At 57.8% G+C, this 24099-nt stretch carries 20 protein-coding genes; 3 read left to right on the top strand and 17 right to left on the bottom strand.

All coding sequences use genetic code 11. The features are described 5' to 3' along the window. Positions 1-2 precede the first annotated feature (2 nt). A complete protein-coding gene (locus tag FVV99_RS13905) occupies positions 3-1244 on the bottom strand; it encodes a lipoprotein-releasing ABC transporter permease subunit (RefSeq protein WP_148254685.1) in 1242 nt (413 codons plus the stop codon). Between the two features lie 168 nt (positions 1245-1412). Between FVV99_RS13905 and FVV99_RS13900 the strand changes: the two genes are divergently transcribed. Together FVV99_RS13900 and FVV99_RS13895 are read left to right on the top strand one after the other, a co-directional pair. Further along, positions 1413-2456 (top strand): agmatine deiminase family protein, encoded by a 1044-nt coding sequence (locus tag FVV99_RS13900; protein ID WP_148254684.1) that lies wholly within the window; start codon positions 1413-1415, stop codon positions 2454-2456. Positions 2457-2482: 26 nt separating this feature from the next. Next, positions 2483-3379: a carbon-nitrogen hydrolase gene (locus FVV99_RS13895; RefSeq protein ID WP_148254683.1), complete on the top strand. Its 897-nt coding sequence runs from the start codon at positions 2483-2485 to the stop codon at positions 3377-3379. Between the two features lie 99 nt (positions 3380-3478). Here FVV99_RS13895 and FVV99_RS13890 read toward each other — a convergent pair whose 3' ends face one another. The 4 genes from FVV99_RS13890 to FVV99_RS13875 form a co-directional block, all read right to left on the bottom strand. Then, the gene (locus FVV99_RS13890; protein WP_148254817.1) at positions 3479-4426 is read right to left on the bottom strand and encodes a Nudix family hydrolase; all 948 of its coding nucleotides are present in this window, start codon (positions 4424-4426) and stop codon (positions 3479-3481) included. Between the two features lie 47 nt (positions 4427-4473). After that, complete coding sequence (gene argJ / locus FVV99_RS13885) at positions 4474-5697, bottom strand: bifunctional glutamate N-acetyltransferase/amino-acid acetyltransferase ArgJ (protein WP_148254682.1); 1224 nt, start codon at positions 5695-5697, stop codon at positions 4474-4476. Between the two features lie 12 nt (positions 5698-5709). Beyond that, positions 5710-8442 carry a preprotein translocase subunit SecA gene (gene secA / locus FVV99_RS13880; RefSeq protein ID WP_148254681.1) on the bottom strand — a complete coding sequence of 911 codons (2733 nt, stop codon included), beginning with the start codon at positions 8440-8442 and terminating at the stop codon, positions 5710-5712. Between the two features lie 74 nt (positions 8443-8516). Continuing rightward, entirely contained in the window at positions 8517-8894 is a 378-nt protein-coding gene (locus tag FVV99_RS13875; protein WP_236645415.1) for a hypothetical protein, read from the bottom strand. A 68-nt stretch (positions 8895-8962) separates the two neighbouring features. Between FVV99_RS13875 and FVV99_RS13870 the strand changes: the two genes are divergently transcribed. Continuing rightward, complete coding sequence (locus FVV99_RS13870; RefSeq protein ID WP_148254680.1) at positions 8963-9424, top strand: DUF721 domain-containing protein; 462 nt, start codon at positions 8963-8965, stop codon at positions 9422-9424. 132 nt (positions 9425-9556) lie between these two features. Here FVV99_RS13870 and lpxC read toward each other — a convergent pair whose 3' ends face one another. From lpxC to FVV99_RS13805, 12 genes are all read right to left on the bottom strand, one after another. Further along, on the bottom strand, positions 9557-10468 hold the full coding sequence (lpxC, locus tag FVV99_RS13865) for a UDP-3-O-acyl-N-acetylglucosamine deacetylase (RefSeq protein WP_148254679.1): 912 nt from the start codon (positions 10466-10468) through the stop codon (positions 9557-9559). A gap of 113 nt (positions 10469-10581) precedes the next feature. Then, positions 10582-11754, bottom strand: a complete 1173-nt coding sequence (gene ftsZ / locus FVV99_RS13860) for a cell division protein FtsZ (RefSeq protein ID WP_148254678.1) — start codon at positions 11752-11754, stop codon at positions 10582-10584. A 32-nt stretch (positions 11755-11786) separates the two neighbouring features. Then, a complete protein-coding gene (gene ftsA / locus FVV99_RS13855; protein ID WP_148254677.1) occupies positions 11787-13076 on the bottom strand; it encodes a cell division protein FtsA in 1290 nt (429 codons plus the stop codon). 197 nt (positions 13077-13273) lie between these two features. Further along, positions 13274-13993, bottom strand: coding sequence for a cell division protein FtsQ/DivIB (locus FVV99_RS13850; protein ID WP_148254676.1), 720 nt, complete (start codon positions 13991-13993; stop codon positions 13274-13276). 6 nt (positions 13994-13999) lie between these two features. After that, positions 14000-14929, bottom strand: coding sequence for a D-alanine--D-alanine ligase (locus FVV99_RS13845; protein WP_148254675.1), 930 nt, complete (start codon positions 14927-14929; stop codon positions 14000-14002). After that, on the bottom strand, positions 14926-16344 hold the full coding sequence (gene murC, locus FVV99_RS13840; protein ID WP_148254813.1) for a UDP-N-acetylmuramate--L-alanine ligase: 1419 nt from the start codon (positions 16342-16344) through the stop codon (positions 14926-14928). Before murC ends, FVV99_RS13845 begins: the two co-directional genes overlap by 4 nt. Before the next feature lie 52 nt (positions 16345-16396). Continuing rightward, the gene (gene murG, locus FVV99_RS13830; protein ID WP_236645414.1) at positions 16397-17488 is read right to left on the bottom strand and encodes an undecaprenyldiphospho-muramoylpentapeptide beta-N-acetylglucosaminyltransferase; all 1092 of its coding nucleotides are present in this window, start codon (positions 17486-17488) and stop codon (positions 16397-16399) included. Further along, positions 17488-18693: a putative lipid II flippase FtsW gene (ftsW, locus tag FVV99_RS13825; protein ID WP_148254674.1), complete on the bottom strand. Its 1206-nt coding sequence runs from the start codon at positions 18691-18693 to the stop codon at positions 17488-17490. The genes murG and ftsW overlap by 1 nt, the downstream gene beginning before the upstream one ends. Further along, a complete protein-coding gene (gene murD / locus FVV99_RS13820; protein ID WP_148254673.1) occupies positions 18678-20063 on the bottom strand; it encodes a UDP-N-acetylmuramoyl-L-alanine--D-glutamate ligase in 1386 nt (461 codons plus the stop codon). The genes ftsW and murD overlap by 16 nt, the downstream gene beginning before the upstream one ends. Before the next feature lie 50 nt (positions 20064-20113). Continuing rightward, positions 20114-21196, bottom strand: a complete 1083-nt coding sequence (gene mraY, locus FVV99_RS13815; protein ID WP_148254672.1) for a phospho-N-acetylmuramoyl-pentapeptide-transferase — start codon at positions 21194-21196, stop codon at positions 20114-20116. 9 nt (positions 21197-21205) lie between these two features. Next, positions 21206-22576, bottom strand: coding sequence for a UDP-N-acetylmuramoyl-tripeptide--D-alanyl-D-alanine ligase (locus tag FVV99_RS13810; protein WP_148254671.1), 1371 nt, complete (start codon positions 22574-22576; stop codon positions 21206-21208). Further along, positions 22576-24090: a UDP-N-acetylmuramoyl-L-alanyl-D-glutamate--2,6-diaminopimelate ligase gene (locus FVV99_RS13805; RefSeq protein WP_148254670.1), complete on the bottom strand. Its 1515-nt coding sequence runs from the start codon at positions 24088-24090 to the stop codon at positions 22576-22578. The genes FVV99_RS13810 and FVV99_RS13805 overlap by 1 nt, the downstream gene beginning before the upstream one ends. Positions 24091-24099 lie beyond the last annotated feature (9 nt).

The following is a 24099-nucleotide window of genomic DNA, read 5'->3' as shown; positions in this document are numbered from 1 at the left end:
CCTCATTCATAGCGCAACACCTCGGCCGGCTGAACACGCGACGCACGCCAGGCGGGATATAGTGTCGACAGGAACGTCAGCGTTACCGCAGCCGCGACGATATTACCCACGTCTCCCCAGTTGAGTCGTGACGGCAAATCACTGATGAAGTACACATTGGCATTGAGGAACTGGATATTCAGGACGCTTTCGAGCCAGCCGATGACATCGGAGATACTCAATGCCAACGCAATGCCGAGCACGACACCGGCCAGAATACCGATGAACCCGATCGCCAATCCCTGCACGATGAATATCCCCATGATCGAACGTGGTGTCGCGCCAATGGTTCGCAAGATGGCGATATCAGCGTGCTTGTCGGTCACGACCATGACAAGCGTTGAGACGATGTTGAAAGCCGCCACGGCAATGATGACGGTCAACAACAACCCTATCATGCGCTTTTCCATGGCAATGGCGTCGAACAAGTTACCGCGGGTATATGTCCAGTCGAGCCCACGGTAATCGCCCCCTAGCTCATTGACGATCGCCTGCGTTTCATTGCTGGCTGCGAAAAGGTCGTCGAGTTCCAGACGTACCCCTCCTACGGCATCTCCCAGACGTGCCAAGCGCTGCATGTCCTCGATGTTGGCGTAGGCCAGACTACCATCGAGGTCGGCCCCTACGCTGAAGATACCACTGACCGTGAAACGCTTGAGACGTGGAAACACGCCCGCCGGGTTAATGGAGGCTTCGGGTACCAGCAAGGTCACCTGATCTCCGACACCGACGCCCAGGTTGCGTGCCAGCAGACTGCCGAGAACGACATGCCATTCGCCAGGCACCAGCTCATCCAGGCTGCCGCGGACCATGTGTTCATCGACGATCGATACCGCTGTTTCCCGGGAAGGTTCGATCCCATTGACCATCGCCCCTTCGTTGCGGCCGCCCACCGAAAACATGCCCTGCTGTTCGACGTAGGGCGCCGCGCCGATGACTCGCTCTCGTTCGGTCAGACGTTCAGAGAGACCTTGCCAATCCTCGATTCCCCCCGGCTTCTCGATCTTGGTGTGGGGCACCATGCCCAGAACACGGGTACGGAGCTCATGGTCGAAACCATTCATGACCGACAGGACCAGGATCAGCACCGCCACACCGAGCGTCAGTCCCAGCATCGAGGTCAATGAAATGAATGAAATGAAATGATTGCGGCGCTTGGCGCGAACATAGCGCAAGCCCAGCATAAACGGCAAACGGTCGAGCATCGCGATCGGTTCCTTGTCAACGGGCGCTCATGGTACGTTTTTTTACCAATAGGTGCATCGTCGGGCACGGTGATCGACATTACTTGCTTTCCGCAAACGCCGATCATACATTGCCTTTCCCAACTGGCGGACGATCACCCGCCAAGAGCATACCGGCGAGAGACAGTCATGGCTAACCGCTTGTTCCCCGAATGGTGTCATCAGGATGCGATACAACTGACATGGCCCGCACCCGATAGTGACTGGGCTGCCATGCTCGCGTCCATTGAAGCCACTTTCGCGACCTTGGTCATTGCCATTACCCGCTACCAGCATGTCCTGATCAGCGTGTCGGACGAAGCGACACGTACTCGCTTGTCGGCCACCTTCACCCGACTCGGCATTCCAGCAGATAAGGTGCGACTTTATATCGCACCGAGTAATGACAGTTGGGCACGTGATCATGGTCCGATCAGCGTGGAGCGAGGTGGGCAACCGCAGTTGCTCGATTACACCTTCACCGGCTGGGGCGGCAAGTTCCCAGCCGATCTCGACAACACCCTGACCAGTCGCCTGGCCCACGCTGGCGCGTTCACTACCTCGGTAGCAAGCCAATCGCTGGTTCTGGAAGGAGGTGCCATCGACACGGACGGGCAAGGAACGCTATTGACCACGACGGCTTGCCTGCTCAACGCCAACCGCAACCCACATCTCGATCGGGCTGCACTGGAGGCCAACCTGAGTGAGGCATTGGGTATCGAGCGCTTCCTATGGCTGGAAAACGGTCATCTGGAAGGGGATGACACCGACAGCCACATCGATACCCTGGCACGCTTCTGTGCTCCGGACACCATCGCTTATGTTCGTTGCGAAAACGATAGCGACTCGCACTTTGCCCCGCTGCGTGCCATGGAAGCCGAACTGCAGGCTATGCGTCGCCCCGACGGGAAACCTTACCGTCTGATTCCATTACCCTTGCCAGCCCCTTGCCATGACCCGGAAGACGGCCATCGACTGCCGGCAACTTATGCCAATTTCCTGATCATCAATGGTGCCGTACTCATCCCCATCTATGGTGATGCGGCAGATACACGGGCGATCCAGGCATTGGCCGGCGCGTTCCCTGAACGCGACATCATTCCCATCGATTGTCGCCATGTGATTCGACAACATGGCAGCTTGCATTGTCTAACCATGCAACTTCCACGCGGCAGTCTCAATCTGTCACCATGAAGAGCGTCCCCTCGAAGGAATCCATTATGTCGACAACGCTGAAAGTGGGCCTCGTGCAACAAACCGCCTGGCCCGACAAGGCCGAAAGCTTAGCGGCCAGTGAAGCCGCTCTTCGTCGTCTGGCCACCGATGGTGTGGATCTAGTATTGCTTCAGGAACTGCATGCCACCCACTACTTCTGTCAGTACGAAGATGCCGACCTCTTCGAGCTGGCCGAACCCCTGGATGGTCCCACTGGCGAGAGGCTGGCCGGGCTCGCCGCAGAACTCGATATTGTCTTGGTCGGCTCACTGTTCGAACGGCGGGCGCCAGGCATCTATCACAATACAGCGGTCGTCTATGACCGACAGCAAGGACGCGTAGGACATTATCGCAAGATGCACATTCCCGATGATCCGGGATTCTATGAAAAGTTTTATTTCACGCCCGGCGAGAGTGACGGCAGTCAGGGATTTCAACCGATCGAGACCTCGGTCGGGCGATTAGGCGTACTGGTATGCTGGGATCAATGGTATCCCGAAGCCGCGCGTCTCATGGCGCTGGCCGGCGCCGAGCTCCTGCTGTATCCCACTGCCATTGGTTGGCATCCACCCGACGACGACGCCGAAAAAAACCGCCAGCGAGAGGCCTGGACCTTGATTCAGCGGTCTCACGGAGTGGCCAATGGGCTACCGGTGATGGTCGCCAACCGGGTCGGCCATGAACCTGACCGCTCCGGAGTCAGCGCAGGCATCGACTTTTGGGGGGGCAGTTTCATATGCGGACCACAAGGCGAACTGCTCGCCCATGCGGGGCAAGACGACGAAGCCCTGTGCATCGAACTGGATCTGTCGCGTAGCGAACACACGCGCCGTATGTGGCCATACCTTCGCGACCGTCGGATCGATGCCTATGGTGACCTGACGCGGCGGTATCGGGACTAAAGACACACAAGCGCCGCGGCAAGACTAGAAGAGGGACGACGCTGCCTGGGGGTGTGAAACAGCAATATGCGCTCCCTCTTCTGCCTGCCTGCTACTTTCTCATTTCCAGAAATCCCGAATGGAGGCGATACCTTGTGCCCCCACGCTGCGAGCATGGTCTGCATCGTGGCGGGTCATGCCTCCCAAGGCAAAGACCGGCATCGCAGCACGCTCCACGAGTTGCTGGAAATCGTGCCACCCCATAGGAGCGACATCGGGATGGGTCGGTGTGGTACGCAACGGCGACAGGGTCACGAAGTCGCACCCAATGCGACCCGCCTGTTCCAGTTGCGCATGATCGTGCGTCGATGCTGCCAGCCACTTGTTCTCGGCCAACGGACGCCGTTCCAGCTTCATCAAATGCTCACTGGTCAAATGAATGCCGTCGGCATCCACCGTGTCGAGCAGCGCCGGATCGCCATTGAGCAACAAGCGGGCATCGTACCGACGGCACAGTGCCAGGGCCTGCTCGGCTCTAGATACGTACGCTTCCGGTTCCAGTGTCTTCGCGCGCAATTGGACCAGACGAACGCCATCTTCACGCAGAGCGCGTTCCAGTTTGGTCAGAAACGTATCGTCGCTCGCCTCTTCGGCTGTAATCAGGTACTCGGTCGGTAACATGACCGCGCGAAGAATCGGCATATTCGCTGCGGGAAAGGGATAATTGAAGAGGTCCGTCAAACCGACCCAGCGCACCGCCTGGCCTTCTCGACCGAATGGTTCACCGGCATAATCACGAACCTGCCAGACATCCATCAGTACGTGCTTATCCGGATATTCGTGATGGACGCGAATCAGGGGCTGGGCACGTTGAATTTCCACGCCCAACTCTTCATGCAACTCGCGCTTCAGAGCCTCGAAGCCGGTTTCATAGGGTGCCAGCTTGCCACCAGGGAACTCCCATAGGCCTCCCTGGTCGACGGTCGACGGTCGACGTGCAATCAGCACTCTGAGGCCGTCGCCACTGACCATGGCCGCCGCCGCTACATGCACCCTTCTCTTTACCATTGTGTCCATTAACCCCTTTCCACCATGAAAACGACAGTTCAGCGAGATCAACTCCGATAATCGGCATTGATCGATACATAATCATGGGACAAATCCGACGTCCATACAGTCGTTTCGGCCTTGCCCCGACCGAGGCGAATCCGGATAGTAATGTCGTCCTCGGCCATGACTGCACTACCCGCTTCCTCGGTATAGCCGGTGGCACGTCCTCCATTCTCGACGAGCCGGATCTCTCCCAGGTCGATCCTGACGCGTTCGACATCGAAATCTTCGACAGGCGCCCGTCCGACGGCCGCCAGAATACGGCCCCAGTTGGCGTCGGAAGCATAGAGTGCCGTCTTGACCAACGGCGAGTGCGCCACGGTGAACGCCACGTTGCGCGCTTCTTCATACGTACGTGCTTCGCTCACTTCCAGAGTGACGAACTTGGTCGCCCCTTCTCCATCACGCACGACCTGCTGTGCCAGATCGATCAGCACCTCATCGAGGGCAAGACGAAAACGACGCACGGCTTCTTCGCTCTCCACACGTGGCCCCCGACCGGTAGATACCAGCATGCATGCATCATTGGTGGAGGTATCGCTGTCGACCGTGATCGAGTTGAACGAGCGCCGAACGCCACTTTGCAACCATTCGGTCAACGGGTTTTGAGCCACCGTTGCATTCGTAGTGACAAACGCCAGCATGGTCGCCATGTTCGGCTGTATCATGCCTGAGCCCTTGCCTATTCCATTGATGGTGACGGTCTGCCCCTCGATCTCGACGCTGACCGTGGCCCCCTTGGGACGAGTGTCAGTGGTCAAGATGCCTTCGGCGGCCTGCATCCAGCCATCCTCGTCCAGTGATGCCAGCGCCTGGGGAAGGCCAGACAACAAGGACTGCATGGGCAGCGATTCGCCTATCACCCCGGTTGAAAAAGGCAATACCGCCTCGGGATCGACGCCCGCCAACCGGCCCAACTCCGTACAACAGGACCTGGCGTCCTCCATACCTGCCTCGCCTGTCCCGGCATTGGCATTGCCAGTGTTGATCAACAAGTAACGTGGTGATGCGCCTGCCTGTACACAAGTCGACAAATTAGCCTTGGCCAGGTGCACTGGCGCTGCACAAAAGGCATTGCGCGTGAACGTACCTGCGACACTCGCGCCCTCCGGGATCTCTATCACCACCAGGTCACGGCGGTTGGGCTTCTTGATACCCGCCATCGCCGTGCCCAACCGAATACCGTCAATGGACGGCATGGCTGGAAACCGGACTGTTCCCACCGCCATGATACTGTCTCCTCAGTTCAGCTTGCCGCAACACTGCTTGTATTTCTTGCCCGAGCCACAGGTACAAGGATCATTACGACCCACCTTGGGACCTTCACGACGCAATGGCCGACCATCGGCCCCGGGTGGGCGAATCCGCTTGTCGTCTTGCTCATCTTCCGCTTCCGGTTGTTCATCGTGTCGCGATGCGGCAGTGGCTTTCTCACGCTCGAGCGTCTCTCGCCGCTGGCGTTCGAGCTCCTCGACCTCTTCACGGCGGCGAACCTGAACATGACTGAGTATGCGAGTGACGTCGGATTTGATATTGGTCAACAATTGCTGGAAAAGTTCGAACGCTTCCCGCTTGTATTCCTGCTTGGGATTTTTCTGTGCATACCCCCGCAAATGGATACCGCGACGCAAATGATCCATGGACTGCAAGTGCTCTTTCCAGCGCGTATCGAGGACCTGAAGCATGACTTGCTTTTCGAACCGACGCATCAACTCTTCACCGACAGCTTCCACCTTGGCGGAATACGCTTCTCTATGCTGCGTCTGCAAGCGTTCGCGCAACTGCTCTTCGTGGAAATGATCATCGTCTTCGGCCCACTGAACGATGGGCACCTCCAGATTGAACTCGGCTTTCAGATGGTCCTGTAATCCTTGAAGATCCCACAACTCCGGCAAGCTCTGAGGAGGAACGAAACTGCTGATTGCTTCATCAAGCACCTCCTCTCGAATGCCCATAACGTTGCTGGACACATCGTCAGCCGCGAGGATTTCGTTGCGCTGCTCATAGATGACCCGACGTTGATCGTTGGCAACGTCGTCGTACTCGAGCAGTTGCTTACGGATATCGAAGTTACGCCCCTCCACTTTTTTCTGCGCGCGTTCGACGGCATTGGACACCATCTTGTGCTCGATCGCTTCGCCATGCTCCAGCCCCAAAGCCCCCATCAGTTTCTGGACCCGCTCGGAACCGAACAGGCGCATGAGGTTATCCTCCAGAGAGAGGAAGAAGCGTGTCGCACCCGGGTCACCCTGGCGCCCTGCACGGCCTCGCAACTGGTTGTCGATGCGTCGAGATTCATGACGCTCCGTCCCCACGACATACAAGCCACCTGCTTCGAGTACGGTATCATGCCGCTCTTGCCATGCTGACTTGATAGCGTCGAGCTGCTCCTGACTGGAGTCATCGAGTTTAGCAGCTTCAGCCTCCCAGTTGCCGCCGAGAACGATATCCGTACCACGACCCGCCATATTGGTGGCAATGGTAATGGCGCCAGGACGACCGGCTTGGGCAATGACCTCCGCTTCCTGCTGGTGTTGCTTGGCATTGAGCACATTGAAGCTCATGCCCTCGCGTTTCATCATCTCGGCCAAGCGTTCGGAACTCTCGATGGAGGCGGTACCTACCAGTACCGGACGCCCCGACTCGGTCGCAGCTTTCACGTCGGCAATGATGGCTTCGAACTTTTCTTCTTCACTGAGATAGACGAGATCGTTGAGATCTTCACGGATCATCGGCTTGTTAGTGGGGATGACCATGACATCGAGTCCATAGATCTGCCGAAACTCGAATGCCTCGGTATCCGCCGTACCGGTCATGCCGGCCAGCTTGTCATAAAGCCGGAAATAGTTCTGGAACGTCGTGGATGCCAGCGTTTGACTTTCCCGCTGGACGGTGACGCCTTCCTTGGCCTCCACTGCCTGGTGCAGACCTTCCGACCAACGCCGGCCAGGCATGGTACGCCCTGTATGTTCGTCAACGATGACGACCTGATCATCATTGATGATGTAATCCACATCACGCTGATACAGGTGCCTGGCACGTAACGCCGAGTGCATGTGTTGCAGCAAGTTGAGGTTCTTGGCCGCGTAAAGCGAATCCTCTTCGCTGAGCAATTCCTGCTGACGCATCAACGACTCGACCTTGTTATGGCCTTGCTCCGTCAATTCCACCTGCTTGTGCTTTTCGTCGAGCGTGAAGTCACCAGACGTGGGGTCTTCGGGGTCACTGCAGGGTTCAACCTCTGTGGCCAGACGATCGACCACCTTGTACAGGTCGGTGTTCTCTTCGACGGGACCGGAGATGATAAGAGGTGTCCGTGCTTCATCGATAAGGATCGAATCCACTTCATCGACGATGGCGTAATGCAATTCCCGCTGGACCTTGTCTTCCAGCGAAAAGGCCATGTTATCGCGCAGGTAATCGAAGCCGAATTCATTGTTGGTGCCATAGGTGATATCGCAAGCATAGGCCGCTCGCTTCTGCACCGATGATTGTCCCGAATAGATGGTACCGACGGAAAGTCCCAGCAATTCATATAGAGGCCGCATCCACTCGGCATCACGACTCGCCAGATAGTCGTTGACCGTGACGACATGCACGCCCTGACCGGAAAGCGCGTTCAGATAAACGGCCAAGGTTGCGACCAAAGTCTTGCCTTCACCGGTCTTCATCTCAGCGATTCGACCACGGTGAAGTGCCAGTCCACCAATCAACTGTACATCGAAGTGGCGCATGCCCATGGCCCGCTTACTGGCCTCCCGTACCGTAGCAAAAGCCTCAGGCAGCAGCTTTTCCAGGTCTTCCCCACCGGCAAGACGATCACGAAACGCGGCTGTTTGCGCTGTCAGCGATGCATCATCCAGCGACTCGAACTGGGGCTCTAGCGCATTGATCTGGGTGACAAGCTTACCCAGGCGTTTCACTTCACGGTCGTTTTTCGTACCAACGACTTTGCGTAACAACGTATTGAGCATGGATTGTCCAGTCTCTGCCAAAGCGCAGCGTCACCTCTCTCCAGAGGATGGTATGTTCCCGGCTGCGCTGTTCATTAAGGGTATCGGACGGTTTTCACGCGCCATGCTGGTGGGCCCCGGCAAGACAGGAGATCATGAGCAGCGCTCGGGAGACGTCGCAACGGCCACCATGAGACCACGTTGATGCGCGGTAGCGCAGGCAGGGATAGCCGGGGATACCAACGCCACCGGTAGGCAATATGTCGACTCCGGGCGCGAATGACGTCGGGCGCCAACAGGCATATCTGAGTGACACGTTCAACGGCCCGCCCCGGCTCGGCATGGAGCAGGGTTGCCGGTAACAGACAACCCACCAACAGTCCCGCCAACCACCAACGGGTGATCATGCCGCGCGGCGAAGCCGTTACGGCCCCCGATCCGGTCTCGTCGGGTGCTGTCGTCGTGTGGCTCATACTGTTGGCGCACTCCTGTTCGTGCTAGGGTATCAGGCAGTTGTCACTGGGCCTTGCAGAGCAAACACATGAGTATAAAGGTTAAGCGTTTCCGCGCCCAGCCCGTGAATTCCCTCCTGGCCGGACAAGGGGATCTCGGCCACTTGATGCGAACGGCAACGCTGATTGAGCGCGCGCAGAACGAATTGCGTCAGGTGCTTCCCGAGGAGATGCGAGAACACGTTTTCGTCGGCGGTTACCGTCAGGGTAAACTGACGGTGATTACGGATCAGGCTGCCTGGTTGACTTGGTTGCGCTTTCAGCAAACACAACTGCTGACGGTATTACATCGCATGCCCGAACTGGAAAGTGTGCTTGGCCTTAACTTCAAGGTGCGCCCCATCCACCCGCCGAAACCGCCACAACGTCAAGTGCGCCGGCTTCCGACAGCCGCCGCCGATGAATTGTCCAGTTGCGCCGCCGACACAGAAAATCCCCGTCTCAAGCGTTCTCTGGAACGCCTCGCCTCCCATGCCGAACGTCATCGCTAGATGCCGACGCACGGTCAGGATCGTAGCGCCATTCATCAGTTGACAGTGCAGGACAACCTAAAACGCCGCCTCATTGGAAGGCGGCGCTGACGGCCATGGGACACTGGCGGCATCACTTCGACAACATTCTATCTATGCCATGGCCGGTGCTGCATAGGAAATAGGCGCACGTGCTGCCTCGTCCTCGAACGTGACGATTTCCCAAGCATCGGGTTGCTGCAGCATGGCGCGACAGAGCTGGTTATTCAAGGCATGGCCTGATTTGACCCCTCGAAACTCTCCGATCAGGCTATGTCCCAATTGATAGAGGTCGCCGATGGCATCCAGTACCTTGTGCTTGACGAACTCATCGTCATAACGCAAACCACCTTCATTCACGATGCGATAATCATCGACCACGATGGCGTTATCCAGGCTCCCCCCGAGCGCCAGATTATGAGAGCGCAGAAACTCCAGATCACGCATGAATCCGAAGGTGCGCGCTCGAGAGACTTCTCTTACGAAAGACGTCGTGGAAAAATCGACAACAGCGCTCTGCTTCTGCAATTCGATGACGGGATGGTCGAAATCGATGGCAAAAGAGACTTTGAAACCGTCATGCGGTAGAAACACGGCCTCTTTGTCATCTTCACGAACTCCGATTTCCCGCTTGATGCGGATGAACTTCTTGGGCGCCTCTTGCTCAGTGATCCCGGCTGACTGAATCAAGAAGACGAATGGCCCGGCGCTGCCGTCCATGATCGGGACTTCGGGAGCACTGACATCCACGTAGGCATTGTCGATACCCAACCCCGCGAATGCCGACATGAGGTGCTCGACCGTTGCCACCTTGGCTCCCCCTTGCGACAGGGCTGTGCAAAGTGTCGTATCAGTGACATTCTCCGCGCGAGCAGCAATATGCACCATTGGATCCAGATCCGTACGCACGAAAACGATGCCTGCGTTGGCAGGCGCAGGTCGCAGCGTCAGATAGACCTTTTCCCCCGAGTGCAATCCCACACCCGTGGCGCGAATGGTATTCTTAAGAGTCCGTTGTCGTATCATGGGCATCCGCCAGGCAGCCATTCATTATCAAACACCGTTCACTATAACACCAAACGAGCTTGTCAACAAAGTGTCATTGCCCAGCACACCCTCCATCGCCCTCATAGCCAGGCTCAATCAGCCTGGCGTCTCAGGAATGCCGGGATATCCAAGTAATCGTCAAGCTCTTGCGACTTACGCCGATCCGAGCGTGAGCGAGCCGCGTTCTCCTGTTTCTCAGCCTTGGCTGCTTGCTGACGAGCGACAGCAGGTTGCTGCTGCAGTGTGCGGTAGTCCGAGGACTCCGGGCGTGCCGCCACTGCTTCACGGGGAGCCGCCGTCTGCTGATTGCCTTCCAACCCGGCAGCAACGACAGTGACACGAAGCTCATCAGACATTTCCATGTCGATAGAAGTGCCGACCACGATGGTCGCATCCTGGGACGCGAATTCCTGAACGGTGGCGCCGACATCGTTGAACTCACCAATGGAGAGATCCGGGCCGGCAGTAATGTTGACCAGGATGCCGCGTGCACCATGCAGGTCGATATCTTCCAGTAGAGGGCTGCGAATGGCCTTCTCGGCAGCTTCTCGTGCGCGATTTTCGCCCGTGGCACCGCCGGTTCCCATCATCGCCATTCCCATCTCGGACATGACGGTACGAACGTCGGCAAAGTCCACGTTGATGATGCCAGGACTCGTGATCAGTTCGGCAATGCCCTGAACCGCACCCAGCAAGACGTCATTGGCGGCACTGAATGCCCCCAACAGACTTGCGTTCTTGCCCAGAACGGCCAGCAACTTTTCGTTGGGAATCGTGATCAGAGAGTCGACGTGCTCCGAGAGCTCTTTCATGCCCTCTTCCGCAGCCCGCATCCGCTTGGGCCCTTCGAACGGAAACGGCCGAGTCACGACAGCCACGGTCAGGATACCCAGCTCTTTAGCCACCTGGGCAACGATGGGCGCACCGCCGGTTCCGGTTCCGCCTCCCATGCCGGCTGTAATGAAGACCATGTCGGCACCATCGATCAACTCGGCGATGCGGTCACGATCCTCAGTTGCTGCCTGTCGGCCGACATCAGGATTCGCCCCGGCACCGAGCCCTTTGGTAATGTCGCTGCCGAGCTGGAGAACGGTCTTGGCGGTGACGCGTTTCAGCGCCTGGGCATCGGTGTTGGCGCAGATGAACTCCACACCTTCGATATTGCTCTCGACCATGTGGTTGACGGCATTGCCACCGCCGCCACCGACACCGACCACCTTGATGACCGCACTGCTTGAGGGTGCGTTATCTACCAGTTCGAACATAACCCCGTCTCCTGGACCGTTCGCGGTCCTCTTCAGAAATTTCCTTTGAACCAGCCCTTGATTTTGTCCAGCGCCGGAATACCATCCTTGAATCCACGCCGGGAGACGTCCTCCCCTTTCGGCTGTGCCGATACGACTCGACCCTGCCCATGGCGGCCATGCCCGAGCCTGGCTTCACGCATACCATAATGTAGCAAACCTACTCCAGTGGAATAAATCGGATTGCGCACTACATCTGCCAGGCCCCTGACATTATATGGACAGGCAATGCGAACCGGCATATGAAAGATTTCTTCAGCCAATTCGACGACACCTTCCATGCGAGAAGTTCCGCCAGTCAACACGACACCTGCAGCCACGAGATCTTCGAAACCGCTTCGTCTAAGCTCCTCGCGAACGAGGGTAAACAGTTCTTCGTAACGTGGCTCCACCACCTCAGCGAGCGCCTGACGGGACAAGTCTCTAGCGGGACGATCCCCGACACTCGGCACTTTGATCATCTCGTCACTCGATGCCAACTGTGTCAAAGCGCAAGCATACTTTACCTTGATATCTTCGGCATACTGAGTCGGCGTACGCAGGGCCATGGCAATATCATTGGTCACTTGATCACCGGCAATCGGAATCACTGCCGTATGCCGTATGGCACCTTCAGTAAAGACCGCGATATCTGTTGTACCGCCTCCGATATCAACGACACAGACACCCAACTCGCGTTCATCCTCGGTCAATACGGAATGGCTGGATGCCAACTGTTCGAGAATAATCGCATCAACTTCGAGGCCACAACGTCGTACACACTTCTCGATGTTCTGTACCGCATTGAGCGCCGCAGTCACCAGGTGAACACGTGCCTCAAGCCGCACACCGGACATCCCGAGGGGTTCACGAATCCCTTCTTGATTGTCGATGGCAAATTCTTGAGGCAATACATGTAGAACACGCTGACCTTCCGAGATGGCTCTTGCACGAGCCGAATCGATAACTCTATCGATATCGGAAGACATCACCTCACGTTCTTTGATCGCCACCACACCGTCAGAATTCATGGAACTGATGTGACTACCAGCGATACCGACATAGACAGAGTGGATATCACAACCAGCCATCAACTCAGCTTCTTCTACCGCTCGCTGAATTGATTGGACAGTCGATTCGATATTGATCACCACTCCTTTTTTCATGCCCCGAGATGGGTGCGAACCGATACCGGCGATTTCAATGCCACCATCGTCCGTGGCTTGTCCAACGATCGCAACGACCTTGGAGGTTCCGATATCCAGCCCGACTACCATATTCGACGCATTGGATTGTACTGCCATGGGCCGGGATGACTCCTTAATACTAGTCTATGTCGAACGCCCGGATTAAGAGCGCAATAACACCTTGGGCCAATTATAGGAACAACTTGCACTGATTAACCAGCCCTGTTGTAAATCATTGGCCAGAATACGGGGGTTTTTACCAAAAAGGAACAGTTGAAAAGTCCTGTTGGCGGGAGGTGAGCCAAAAAAACGGCTCATGAACCTCCATTACCATTCAGTGATTCGGTATCAGTCTCACCATGCCATGCTACGGCAACACCATTTGGATACCTAAGATCTATGTAGCGAATTTGCGACGCCTGACTACCCAACTGACGTTGCCAGGCAGCCATCAATCGAGCCAATCTCGCATCACGATCGTTTCGTCCCAACATAATCCAGACACTATCATCTAGTTGAAGACGCCAAGCTCCACGCGCTTCCAACCTCAATTGCGTCACTTCGACACCTAGCGTCTCAAAGCGCACCTGAAGTGTGTCCAAATAATCCAGAACTTCCTTGCCGCTATTAGGCGGGCCGGCGAGATCAGGTAGACCGGGTGGCGGTGCCACGGGACCACTTTCAAAAGAAATGCCCGCGGAATTAAGCAAGGAATCATCGTTCCAGCGTGCAACAGGTCGTTGTTCCACCAACTCGAAAGACAGGGCATTGGGCCATTCGCGCGCGACACTGACCTCTGCCAGCCAACCGATATCCCTGGCCTGCTCACGCAACTCGCCCAGATCCACCGACAACCATGTCTGCCCGCGCAACAACGGAGAGAGTGCTTCACGCAAATAGCTAGCACTGACATGATGAAGCTCACCGCCAACCGAAACTCGCTCGATCGGCCGATCCAGCCATAACCATAACGCCCGACCACCGGCTCCAAGCAGTACGACCAGCAGCACGACCCCCAACCACGAACTACGCATGATGGGTCAGGTATCCAAAGAGGTGTCGAGAATACGCATGATCAGGGTGTCGAAGTCGAGGCCGGCGTGCGCCGCTGACTGAGGCACCAGGCTATGATCGGTCATGCCTGGCACGGTATTGACCTCCAGCAACCAGGTTTGTCCTCGCGCATCACGCATGACGTCGACTCGTCCCCAACCGCTTCCTCCAAGCACGGTAAATGCTTGATGACAGAGTGCTCCTAGTGATCGTTCTTCGTCGGGCGTCAAACCGCATGGCAGGTGATACAACGTGTCATTGGCATGGTATTTGGCTTCATAATCGTAAAACCCACTCGGGACTTCGACGCGTATCGCCGGCAACACCTCGTCGCCCAGCAGCGACACCGTATATTCGTCACCCTCGATGAAACACTCGGCCATGACATCAGCATCAAAACGGGCTGCGTCCTGAAAGGCCGACTTCAACGCCTCGATGTCATCAACGATAGTGATGCCAAGGGTCGACCCCTCATGGACCGGCTTGACGATCATGGGCAGGCCGAGGCGTTCGCAAACGGCCTGCCAATCCGAATTTGCATCCAATGTAACGCTTTCCGGCGTCGGCAACCCCTGGGCACGCCATAACCACTTGGCCCGCTGTTTATCCATGCCCAGTGCAGATGCCAGAACGCCGCTGCCAGTATAGGGAATCTTCAATAACTCCAAGGCACCTTGAAGCGTACCGTCTTCACCGTCGCCACCATGCAACGCAATAAACACACGGTCAGGTCGCAGGGCTTCCAGACCAGCCAACCCGCCCTCTGCCATGTCATGGCCTTGAGCATCGATGCCCTGACGCCATAATGCAGCCAGGATTGCCGCCCCACTGATCAGGGAAACCTCTCGCTCGGCGGAATCCCCTCCATAGAGGACGACGACGCGACCATAGTCGACGGGGTCTCGAGCCATACTCATAGCTTCACCTTTTCGAGATTCAGACGACTATCCGCCAAACGCGTAGCAATGCCGCCAATATCCCCGGCACCTTGCGTGATAAGGATGTCACCGGGCCTTAGCAGCGTGGCGAGCAATTCGGGCAACTCCCGCTTTTCTTCCACGAAAAGAGGATCCACCTGACCCCGTTGACGAATCGATCCGGCCAATGTGCGACCTTCGGCACCTGGAATCGGGGTCTCGCCGGCACTGTAGACGTCCAGCAATAACAAGGTATCGACACCGGATAGCACGCGCACGAAATCTTCGTACAAGTCACGAGTGCGCGAAAAGCGATGAGGCTGGTAGACCATGACAAGCCGCCTTTCTGGCCAGCCGGCCCGAATCGCATGAATCACCATCTCCACTTCACGCGGATGATGACCATAATCGTCCACCAACATGATATCCCCTTCCCCGTTGGGAGCGGGATAGTCACCATGTACCTGGAAGCGCCGACCGACACCGGCGAACTCCGACAAGCCTGTCAGAATAGCCTCATCCGACACCCCTGCATCACTGGCCACTGCAATCGCCGCCATGGCGTTCAAGGCATTGTGACGTCCAGGCATCGCGAGACTGACCTCCAGTGGTGCCCGTCCATCTGGCCTTGCCGCCGTAAACTGGACACCCCCCGCTTGCTGGACGAAATTCGTGATGCGGTAATCGGCGTCGGCACTGAAGCCATAGGTCACGAACTGCCGGTGCACCAAATCAAGCAAGCCTCTGACATGCTCATCATCGATACACAGTATGGCTAATCCATAAAACGGCAAATTATGGAGAAATTCGACGAAGGTGTTCCTGAGCCGCTCGAAATCACCGCCATACGTGGACATGTGGTCTGCATCGATATTGGTGACTATCGCTACCATGGGTTGCAGATGCAGAAAGGAAGCATCGGACTCATCGGCTTCGGCTACCAGCAGATCCCCTTCACCAAGACGTGCATTGGTACCGGCACTGGTCAACTTTCCACCAATCACAAACGTCGGGTCCAGCCCGCCTTCGCCAAGCAGAGTGGCAGCGATACTGGTCGTCGTCGTCTTTCCATGGGTACCAGCCACGGCAATTCCATGTCGGAATCGCATCAATTCAGCCAACATCTCGGCGCGGCGCACTACCGGCACTCGATGCTCCTGGGCCCACCGTATTTCCGGATTGGTTGGGTCCACCGCAGTGGATACCACGACGACATCGGCCTCTGCGACATGACGAGCATCGTGTCCAATCGCGACCTCGATACCCACATGCCGCAAATGGGTGACAACCGACGTTTCCTTGAGGTCGCTGCCACTGACGTTATATCCCTCATTGGCCAGTACTTCGGCGATACCGCACATACCGGCACCACCAATACCGACAAAATGGATACGCCGGATTCGACGCATCCCCATGCCTCGACTCGTACCGTTGCGCTTTTCCTGACCACGAGACCCGATGGATACGTTATCGTTCAAGACCTATCTCCATACAGCCGGCCACCAGACGATCGACGGCATCGAGGTGCGCATTCGCTCGTGCGTCCTTCGCCATAGCGGCAAGAATTTGGGGATCCAGCAAGTGACTCAGCCGTTCGGCCAAGTGTGCCGCGGTCAGGTCCCGTTGCAACAACAGCTCCCCACCTCCGACATCAACGAGCATTCGCGCATTGGCCACCTGATGATCATCGACGGCATGGGGGAAGGGAATCAGTAACGCCGGCTTGGCCGCGGCCGCCAACTCCGACACGGTCAACGCCCCCGCACGGCAAACGATCAAATCTGCCCACTCATAAGCCGCAGCCATATCATCGATGAACGTCGTCACCTCCGCATCGACCGCTTGATCTGTATAAGCCTGACGCGTAGCCCTCTCCTTGTCACGACCGGCCTGGTGACGCACCTCCGGTCGCTGTGCTGCAGCCAGCAGACCCAAGGCCTCGGGCATCATCTCGTTCAGAACGCGAGCGCCCAGTGATCCCCCGACTATCAGTAAGCGTAACGAACGCCCCGACATCATTGGCACATTCCTGGGATACTCGCCAAGCACTGCAATATCCTGCCGGACCGGATTGCCGATAACATCGACGTCGCGCCCCGGAAAGGCGCCCGGAAAGGCTGCATAGACACGCTTGGCCAGGCGTGCCAGGACCTTGTTGGTCAATCCGGCTATCGCGTTCTGTTCATGGATCAACAACGGACGACGCATCATCCAGGCAGCGACACCGCCAGGCCCACTGGCAAAACCACCGAGTCCGACGACAAGCTGCGAATCGGTTCGCAGGATGATCTGCCTCGCCTGATGGACAGCCTTGAGCAGCCGCAATGGCGCCATCAACCACCCCACCATGCCGTTGCCTCGCAACCCCGCAACGGCGATGTGGTGAAGAGGAAAGCCGGCCTCCGGAACGAGCTGGTTTTCGATGCCTCGCGGGCTTCCCAACCATGCCACTTCGACACCTTCGTTGGCCAACCCTTTGGCCAACGAGAGCGCCGGAATGACATGCCCACCGGTACCGCCAGCCATGATCAACACACGTGCGGGTCCACCTGGATGCATCACCGCGCTCCTTGTCGATTGGCAGAGGACCTTGTCGGTCGCTTGGGTGCCGCCGGCCGCGACTGCCTGACACGACGACGCGTCTCGATATCGGCACGTATGAGTAACGCCACCATGAGGCTGCTGACGAACAGACTGGACCCGCCATAGCTGAGCAGCGGTAGCGTCAAGCCTTTAGTCGGCAGCATGCCGGTGCTCACGGCAATATTGATGAATGTCTGGGATCCCAGCAGCAAGGCGATGCCATAACTGAGATAGGCCGCAAATGGTAACTTGGCCAATTCCGCACGCCGGCCCACGGCCAGTGCTCGATAGATCAACAAGGCAAACAACAGCACGACCCCCATCGCCCCTATCAATCCCAGCTCTTCGGCAAGGACGGCAAAAACGAAGTCGGTATGCGCTTCCGGCAGATAGAACAGTTTCTGCACACTATTGCCCAACCCCAGTCCGAACCAATGCCCGCGTCCATAGGCAATCAATGCCTGCGTCAACTGATACCCACTGGCGAATTGATCCGCCCATGGGTTGGCGAAACTGGTCAATCGTGCCAAGCGGTACGGCTCAGCAATAGCGACATAGAATCCTAATACACTGACTCCGACGAGTAACAACAAGAAACGCCACCACGGCGCACCAGCCATCAACAACATCCCCAGAACGGCGCCCATCAGCACCACCACGGCGCCATAATCAGGTTCGAGAACGAGCAGCAGGGAAAACAGCATGGCCACGATCAAAGGGCGCAGGAACGCGCCCCATTGCCGCCGAACTTGCGGCAGGAAACGTTCCAGATAGTCGGCCAGATAAACGACCAGGAATAACTTGGCGACTTCCGAGGCCTGCAAGTTGAAAGGTACGCCGGGTAATGACAGCCAACGCCGGCTGCCATTGACCTCACGTCCCACGATCAACACCAGCACCAGCAATGCCAATCCCAGCAACATCAGGAAAGGGCCATTGACCCGCCACCAAGCGAGAGGGACGCGCGTCATGAGTGCCGCCGCACACAACGACACCAGTACGAAGATGCCATGGCGGATACTGTAGTAGTAAGGACTTCCCGTCAGCCCCGAGGCGACCTCGGTCGAGGCGGAACTCACCATGATCCAGCCAATGATCATTAACGCAAGCGACGCCACCAGCAACCAGCCGTCGAATGGATGACCGGCGGTCGACAAGCGTTGTCTCAGTGACCGAAACATGGGGCGCCTCCCGCATTAGACAGTACCCAACGACGAAAGGCATCACCACGTTCACGGTAATCGGCAAACTGGTCGAGACTGGCACAAGCCGGTGACAATAACACGCAATCACCGGGCTCGGCTGTCTCCCGTGCATGGGCCATGGCCTGCTCCAGGTTTTCGACCCGACGCACTGCGACATGCTTGACCAGAGCGGCCTCGAGCGCTTCAGCATCTTGCCCGAACAGTATGACTTGGCGTGCATATTCCGCGAGCGGCAGCCCAAGCGGCGAAAAATCCGCGCCTTTGCCGACGCCCCCCGCCAACAGGACCAGCTTGCCGTCCAGGGTGGGCCCCAGCCCGTTGATGGCGGCGAGTGTCGCCCCTACGTTGGTGCCCTTGGAATCATTGATCCAGCTCACACCGCCGCTCTCCGCCACCCACTCACCGCGATGCGGCAATCCAGGGAAACGGGTGAGGGTATCGCGCATCGCATCCAGTGACAGCCCCAAGCGAGTTCCCATTGCCAGTGCCGCCAAGGCATTGAGTTGGTTGTGTCGCCCCCGCAAAGCCATATCCGCCGTTCGCATCAACGCCACATCGCCGTGCATCAACCAAGTCCCATCGGCCAACTTACCGACTCCCCACTCCCCCGATACGGGATGCTGCGAGGTGAATCGGTCCAACGTAGGTGGCTGCGATACCGGCCAGGTCCGGTCGTCTTCGGCATTGACGACAGCATGTCGTGCTCCTTGGAAAATCGCCTGTTTGGCGGCGGCATAACGGGCCAGATCGCCATGGCGATCCAGGTGGTCCTCACACAGATTGAGGAACGCGACCGACTCGGCCCCCAGCCATTGCGTCGTTTCGAGCTGAAAACTCGATAGCTCGAGCACGAACAGGTCGGCATCGGGCTGCTCACGCAGCAACTCCAGTGCTGGAGTCCCGAGGTTGCCCCCGACAGCGACTCGGCGGCCGGACGACAACGCCATCTCGCCTAGCAAGGTGGTCACGGTAGACTTGGCATTCGATCCTGTCACGGCGGCAATGGGCGCCTGGCACGCACGCACGAATAGCGTAATTTCTCCCACCACTCGAGGGCCTCTGCCGTCTGGCGAATCATGCCTCATCATACCTTCCAATCCAGGGGTGCCGGGATCGACCCCGGGACTCAATACGATTTCCTCCGCCTCGCCCACCTCCAGTTCCGTCAGCGGACCGCAATAAAGCGGCACGTCGGGGAATTCGGTTTGAAACGCTGTGACGCCCGGAGGGGACGAGCGCGTATCGGCCAGCATGAATGGCACCCCACGCTGAGACAGAAATCGGGCAATGGCCAGTCCGGAGATACCCAGCCCGACTACCAGCGTTACTCCATGGGGGACTTTCATAACGACACCTCTCGGCTAACCAAGCGTCACTCCATCCTGGCCAATGGTATTCACCGAATCTTGAGTGTCGCCAAACCGAGCAACACCAGAACCACCGTGATGATCCAGAAGCGCACGATGACGCGGGGCTCGGGCCACCCCTTGAGTTCGTAATGATGGTGTAACGGTGCCATTCGGAAGATACGGCGACCGGTCAATTTGTAGGATCCCACTTGCAAGATGACCGATACCGTTTCCATGACGAAAATGCCGCCCATGACGAAAAGCACGATTTCCTGGCGCACGATCACGGCAATCACACCCAATGCCGCACCCAACGCGAGTGCCCCAACGTCCCCCATGAACACCTGAGCAGGATAGGTATTGAACCACAGGAACCCCAGGCCGGCACCGGCGATAGTGCCGCAGAACACGGCCAGCTCACCGGCACCGGGGATCACCGGTATGTGCAGATACTCGGCAAAAACGACATTTCCGCTGGCATAGGCGAAGACAGCCAGCCCCATGGCCACGAGAACAGTGGGCATGATCGCCAAGCCATCGAGACCGTCGGTGAGGTTGACGGCATTGGAACTGCCGACGATCACGAAATAGGTCAGCACAATGTAGAAGACCCCCAACTGCAAGACGACTTCCTTGAACAGCGGCACGATCAGACTGGTCTCGACGGGGCCAGCGGCGGTCACATAGAGCAGCACGGCTGCGGTCAAGCCAATCACGGATTGCCAGAAATATTTCCAGCGGGCCGGTAAACCGCGAGGGTTCTTCTCCACCACCTTGCGGTAGTCATCGATCCAACCAATGGTGCCGAAACCCAGCGTCACTCCCAGCACGATCCAGACATAATGATTGCGCAGATCCCCCCAGAGCAGAGAGCTGATGGCGATTGCCATCAGGATCATGGCCCCTCCCATGGTCGGCGTCCCCGCCTTGGACAGGTGAGATTGAGGACCGTCATCCCGTACCGCCTGACCGATCTGTCTCTCGACGAGACGCCGAATCATCACGGGTCCCAACCATAGGCACAACAACAGGGCAGTCAACGTCCCCAGGATGATGCGCATCGTCAAATAATTGAACACATTGAAGGCGCTTTGGAATTGCGCCAGAAACTCGGCCAGAAAAAGCAGCATGTATTCCGTTCACCTTGATCCATCACAACACAACGCGGCAACGACACGTTCCATCCCCGCACTGCGCGACCCTTTGACCAGAACACTGGCCCCTGGCGGTAAATACGCTTGAACATGGCGCACCAGCGCCTCGTAATGCTCGAAATGGCAACCTGCATCGCCGAAAGCCTCTGCAGCGGGCCGTGCGTCCGGCCCCAGAGTCGCCAGGAAATCGATGCCGCATGCCTTGGCATGTCGACCCATCTCCGCATGCAATGCCGCTGAAGCGTCACCCAGCTCCGCCATGCTGCCCAACAGGCACCATCGCGGCTGTGGCCATTCTGACAGCAAGTCGAGCGCTGCCTTTACCGCCCCGGGACTGGCATTGTATGTATCATCCAGCAGATAACTGCCGTTAATGCCGTCGACAACCGCCATACGCCCCGGCAGTGGGGGGAATGACGATAGTCCAGCCACGACAGTCGACTCGGCGACCCCCATGGCCAATGCACTGGCCGCCGCCGCCAAGGCATTAGATACATTGTATTGACCCAACAGCGACAACCTGACTCGCCCCAAGGGCCGGCCATCGAACAATAGCGTGAAAGCATAGCGCCCTAAAGCGTCACAAACCAGCCCAGTGGCCCGAACCCGTGCTTGCGCATGCAATCCGAAATCGATGATTTCACGAGGTAGCGCCAGGCGTCGCCACACACTATAGAACGTATCATCGCGGTTCAGAACCGCGATCCCGGTATCGGCCAATCCTGCCAGAATCTCTCCTTTGGCCTGGGCAATCTGCCCCAGACCGCCGAACTCACCGAGATGCGCTCCTGTCACATTCGTGATCACCGCCACATCGGGAGCCGAGAGAGTCGCCGTCCACGCAATCTCACCCAAATGATTGGCTCCGAGTTCCATAACGGCACAGCGATACGTCGGCTCCAACGCCAATAGTGTCAATGGCGCCCCGATATCATTATTGAAGTTCCCCTCGGACGCCAGGGTCTCGTGTTCGTGCGCCAGTAGCGACGCCGTCAACTCCTTGACGGTTGTCTTGCCACTGTTGCCGGTAACGGCTACTAGAGAGCCTCCCCATGCGCGGCGCCGGGCTTGCCCCAACAATCCCAATGCCAGGCGCGTATCCGCAACCACTAACTGCGGAATATCGACATCGGCATGACGCGATACCACGGCAGCCAGCGCACCGAGCTCATGCGCCCTGGCAACGAAGTCATGGCCGTCGAAGCGCTCTCCCACCAGCGCCAGAAATACGTCACCTTCAGCCAGCTGTCGCGTATCGGTCACGACACGCCGGACCACCGAAGCCCCCTGGGCCGGACAGTCCATCCCCAGCACAGCCGCAATATCGGCTAGCGTTTGCCATCGGCCATCGCTCATTAACCCTTTCCTCGCTGCTTCAACACCGACATGGCAATATCGACGTCCGAGAAGGCATGGCGCACACCATGGATTTCCTGATACGCCTCGTGCCCCTTACCGGCGATCAGCACGACATCACGAGCCTCTGCCGCCAGAATGGTGTGTTCGATCGCCCGACGCCGATCACCGATACACCATGCCTGATGCTGCGCTTCATCGCTCAGCCCTGCCATGATATCGGCACGGATCCCGGCAGGATCTTCCGTGCGGGGATTATCGTCGCTGACCACCCAACGATCGGCATGCTGCTCGGCCACCTTGGCCATCAAGGCACGCTTGCCCCGATCACGATCACCGCCGCAACCGAAGAGACACCATAGACGGCCCTGCTGTCCCAAATGGGCGCGTAATGCCCTCAAGGCATTTGCCAGCGCATCCGGTGTATGAGCGTAATCGATGACGACGCTCGGCTGGCCGGGACTGGCCAGCGACTCCATCCGCCCCGGAACCGGCTGCAATTCGTTCGCGGCCTGGAACAACGCATCCAGGTCCGCACCCAGCCCCCATGCAGCAGCCATCGCCAGCAGGACATTGTCTAGATTGAACCGCCCCATCAACGAGAGAGCCAGCGCATACTCGCCCTGAGGCGTTGCCACAAGGGCATGCTGGCCATGCTCATGCGCCTGCCAGTCAACCACCCGCAACGTTGTCGCTTCCTGTTCGCCACAGGCAAGTATCCGGACATGACGCGAAACGCCTGAAAGCATCAAGCGGGCCAACGGGTCGTCCCCATTGACCACGACAGTCCGTAGTTCATGACGCTGGAAGAGCCGGGCCTTGGCCGCTGCATATGCCGCCATGCTGCCATGATAATCGAGGTGATCGCGGCTCAGATTGGTAAACACGGCGGTATGGAAGTGGCAGCCACTCAAGCGCTGCTGATCCAGGGCGTGAGATGACACTTCCATGGCAACTCGAGTCACGCCATGCCTGGCCATATCCCCCAACTGGGCCTGCAGGGCCAAGGGACCGGGGGTCGTCAAACCACTCTCCTTGAGTGCCTCGACGGGACCATACCCCAGCGTGCCAATGACGCCGGCGGGATGACCTAATCGATCACTCAGGTTGGCCAGATAGTGTGTCACCGAGCTCTTGCCATTGGTACCGGTCACTCCAACCAACGCCAAGTCATCCGGTACGGCAAACAAGTGCCGTCCCAGTTCACCCAGCCATTGCTGCAGACCGGCAAGACCAACGACCCGTCCCGAGGCGCTATCATCGTTCGGCGCCAAGTCGCTGTCGTCATCATGTCGTAACACCAACACGGCCCCTGCCTCCAGTGCTGAGCCGACATGTTCCCGACCATCGGCACGAGAACCGGGAACCGCAATGAAAACGTCGCCATCGGCCACCAAGCGACTATCCATCACCAGGCGTACCCGCTCAGGCAGTCGGATCGGCAATCGTTGGATACCGGCTTGTGGCCACATCGTGTCGAGGCACAACAGCAGGTGCCGGCTATCGAGAGACATCAACTCATC

Source organism: Aidingimonas lacisalsi (genome assembly GCF_008079445.1).
GTDB classification, from domain to species: domain Bacteria; phylum Pseudomonadota; class Gammaproteobacteria; order Pseudomonadales; family Halomonadaceae; genus Aidingimonas; species Aidingimonas lacisalsi.
This window is presented reverse-complemented; position numbering and strand designations above follow the sequence as displayed.

Bases quoted from the DNA above. Each gene is read 5' to 3' on its own strand.
- FVV99_RS13845 (WP_148254675.1), bottom strand. From the start codon at position 14,929: ATGAGTATGGCTCGAGACCCCGTCGACTATGGTCGCGTCGTCGTCCTC.
- FVV99_RS13875 (WP_236645415.1), bottom strand. From the start codon at position 8,894: ATGAGCCACACGACGACAGCACCCGACGAGACCGGATCGGGGGCCGTA.
- FVV99_RS13805 (WP_148254670.1), bottom strand. From the start codon at position 24,090: ATGTCTCTCGATAGCCGGCACCTGCTGTTGTGCCTCGACACGATGTGG.
- FVV99_RS13900 (WP_148254684.1), top strand. From the start codon at position 1,413: ATGGCTAACCGCTTGTTCCCCGAATGGTGTCATCAGGATGCGATACAA.
- argJ (WP_148254682.1), bottom strand. From the start codon at position 5,697: ATGGCGGTGGGAACAGTCCGGTTTCCAGCCATGCCGTCCATTGACGGT.
- FVV99_RS13810 (WP_148254671.1), bottom strand. From the start codon at position 22,576: ATGAGCGATGGCCGATGGCAAACGCTAGCCGATATTGCGGCTGTGCTG.
- ftsW (WP_148254674.1), bottom strand. From the start codon at position 18,693: ATGTTTCGGTCACTGAGACAACGCTTGTCGACCGCCGGTCATCCATTC.
- murC (WP_148254813.1), bottom strand. From the start codon at position 16,344: ATGGGGATGCGTCGAATCCGGCGTATCCATTTTGTCGGTATTGGTGGT.
- FVV99_RS13895 (WP_148254683.1), top strand. From the start codon at position 2,483: ATGTCGACAACGCTGAAAGTGGGCCTCGTGCAACAAACCGCCTGGCCC.
- FVV99_RS13890 (WP_148254817.1), bottom strand. From the start codon at position 4,426: ATGGTAAAGAGAAGGGTGCATGTAGCGGCGGCGGCCATGGTCAGTGGC.
- FVV99_RS13870 (WP_148254680.1), top strand. From the start codon at position 8,963: ATGAGTATAAAGGTTAAGCGTTTCCGCGCCCAGCCCGTGAATTCCCTC.
- lpxC (WP_148254679.1), bottom strand. From the start codon at position 10,468: ATGATACGACAACGGACTCTTAAGAATACCATTCGCGCCACGGGTGTG.
- FVV99_RS13905 (WP_148254685.1), bottom strand. From the start codon at position 1,244: ATGCTCGACCGTTTGCCGTTTATGCTGGGCTTGCGCTATGTTCGCGCC.
- murD (WP_148254673.1), bottom strand. From the start codon at position 20,063: ATGAAAGTCCCCCATGGAGTAACGCTGGTAGTCGGGCTGGGTATCTCC.
- ftsA (WP_148254677.1), bottom strand. From the start codon at position 13,076: ATGGCAGTACAATCCAATGCGTCGAATATGGTAGTCGGGCTGGATATC.
- ftsZ (WP_148254678.1), bottom strand. From the start codon at position 11,754: ATGTTCGAACTGGTAGATAACGCACCCTCAAGCAGTGCGGTCATCAAG.
- murG (WP_236645414.1), bottom strand. From the start codon at position 17,488: ATGCATCCAGGTGGACCCGCACGTGTGTTGATCATGGCTGGCGGTACC.
- FVV99_RS13850 (WP_148254676.1), bottom strand. From the start codon at position 13,993: ATGCGTAGTTCGTGGTTGGGGGTCGTGCTGCTGGTCGTACTGCTTGGA.
- mraY (WP_148254672.1), bottom strand. From the start codon at position 21,196: ATGCTGCTTTTTCTGGCCGAGTTTCTGGCGCAATTCCAAAGCGCCTTC.
- secA (WP_148254681.1), bottom strand. From the start codon at position 8,442: ATGCTCAATACGTTGTTACGCAAAGTCGTTGGTACGAAAAACGACCGT.